Here is a 2,004-nt window from a genome sequence, read left to right as displayed (position 1 = left end):
GGTCGTCGCGGCGCGGGCGGTCGTCGCGCGGCTGCCGGAGCCGGTGACCGCCCCCGAGGCGGAGACGCCCGCGGCTGCGGCCGGGGAGCCCGCCGCCACCGCACCCGCGTCCGCGACGACGCGCCCCACGCGCGCGTTCGCCGAGGTCTGGCCCGACGGCGCCGGGACGCTGCCGGCCGTCGTGGACGGTGCGGCGATCACCGCGGTGTGGGACGACCCGGGCGCGTCGTCGCGCATGCTCGCGGTCGACGTCGACGTCCCCGGGGAGGCCGGCGGGCCGTTCCGCGTGACCAAGGGCTGGTTCTACGACCTCGAGCGCGAGGGGCAGTGCGCCGCGCGGTCGGCCGCGGCGCGGACCGCGGGTGCGAACCACCACGGGCACGACGCGTGGCTGCACTGGGACGCGACCGCCGGGCGCCTGGTCGTCTCGCCGCACCGCAACTGGCGCACGGGCGCCGACGGCCCGCTCACCGGCGGCGACGTGCCGCCGCTGACCACGTCGATGGCGGCGGTCGTGCTCGCGTCGCTGTGCCACGACGACGCGGCGGTGTGGTCCGTGCAGACGGTGGTCCGCGAGGGGCTGCTCGGGTCCGCGGCGGTCACGGTCGCCGTGCGCGCGCTGCTGCCGCACCCCGACGTGACGCCCGCGCGCATGATGAAGCTGCTCGAGTCCGACCCGACGACGCTGCCCGTGCTGTGGCCCGTGCTGGTCGAGCCCGTGCGGCACGCGGCCGGCCTCGACGGTCCCGCGCCACGGTGGCTCAACCGCGTGCTCGACGTCGCGCTGCTGCATGCTCCGCTGCTGCGCGAGGCCGCCGACCGCGGGCTGCTGCCCGCCGACGCGGCGGCGTGGCCGGGCCTGCGGGACCTCGCGGAGCGCGGCGGCTCGGCCACCGTGCGCCGCAAGGCACGTACCCTCGTCGAGCAGGTGCTGCCCGGCTGACGCGGCGGCACCGCCCCCGCACGAGAGGACCGGCGACCGCCCGCCATGACGAAGACCCTGCTGGCCGTCGACGGCAACTCGCTGATCCATCGCGCGTACCACGCGGGTGCCGCGTCGGGGACGCGCACGCGCGACGGCCGCCCGACGTGGGCCGTGCGGGGCGCGCTGTCGCAGGTGCTGGGCGCGTGCGACCGGGTGTCCGCCGACGCGGTCGTCGTGGGGTTCGACGACGCGAGCCACAACGTCCGCAAATCGGTGCACCCCGAGTACAAGTCGCACCGCGCCGAGAAGCCGACCGACCTGGTCGAGCAGCTCGCGCTCGCGGCCGACGTGTTCCGTGAGGCGGGCCTGCACGTCGTCACGCCGCCGGGGCACGAGGCGGACGACGTGCTCGCGTCGGCCGCGGCGCACGCCGACGCGGCGGGCTGGCGCACGGTCGTGTGCACGTCCGACCGCGACGCGTTCGCGCTCATCACCCCCACGACGTCGGTGCTGCGGCTCATCAACGGCGGCGTCGAGGCCTCGCCCGTGCTGACGCCCGAGCGGCTGCGGCTCATGATCGGCATCGACCCCGCGCAGTACCGGCAGTTCGCGGCGATGCGCGGCGACCAGTCGGACAACCTCGCGGGCATCCGCGGCATCGGCGAGAAGACGGGCGTCGCGCTGCTCGCGGCCTTCGGCACGGTCGAGGCCGCGTTCGCCGACGTCGACGAGCACGACGGCGCGCGCGTGGCCGCCGAGGTCGGCAAGGCCGTCGTCCGCAAGCTCGCGGACCCCGAGGGCCGCGCGGCCTACCGGCGCAACGTCGAGCTCATGACGATGCGCACCGACCTCGACCTGGGGCTCGACCTCGCGGCGTCGCCGTGCCCGGGCGTGCTGCCGCTCGACGCGACGACGCTGCACCGCGCGCTCGCGGGCGCCGAGCTCGACTCGCTGCAGTGGCTCGCGCACCGCACGCTCGTCTCGTGGGACGCCGAGCCGCCGTGGCGCACGTCGGGTGCGCGCGTGGCCCCGGGCGTCGGCCCCGCCCCGGCGGCGCCCCCAGCCGCGCCCGGACCCGT

Annotated in this window: 1 protein-coding gene and 1 pseudogene; both read left to right on the top strand. The window is 77.6% G+C overall.

Features of this window, described 5'->3' with window-relative positions:
* A pseudogene (locus tag CS2_RS19245) lies at positions 1–943 on the top strand (hypothetical protein); the annotation flags it as partial.
* A gap of 45 nt (positions 944–988) precedes the next feature.
* Positions 989–2,004: 5'-3' exonuclease (locus CS2_RS18190; protein WP_070321016.1), on the top strand; the 1,016-nt coding region annotated here is incomplete at its 3' end.

This window comes from Cellulomonas iranensis NBRC 101100 = JCM 18110 (genome assembly GCF_001552375.1).
Lineage (GTDB): Bacteria > Actinomycetota > Actinomycetes > Actinomycetales > Cellulomonadaceae > Cellulomonas > Cellulomonas iranensis.
The sequence above is the reverse complement of the archived record's forward strand: the minus strand, read 5'-3'. Positions and strand labels throughout refer to the sequence as shown.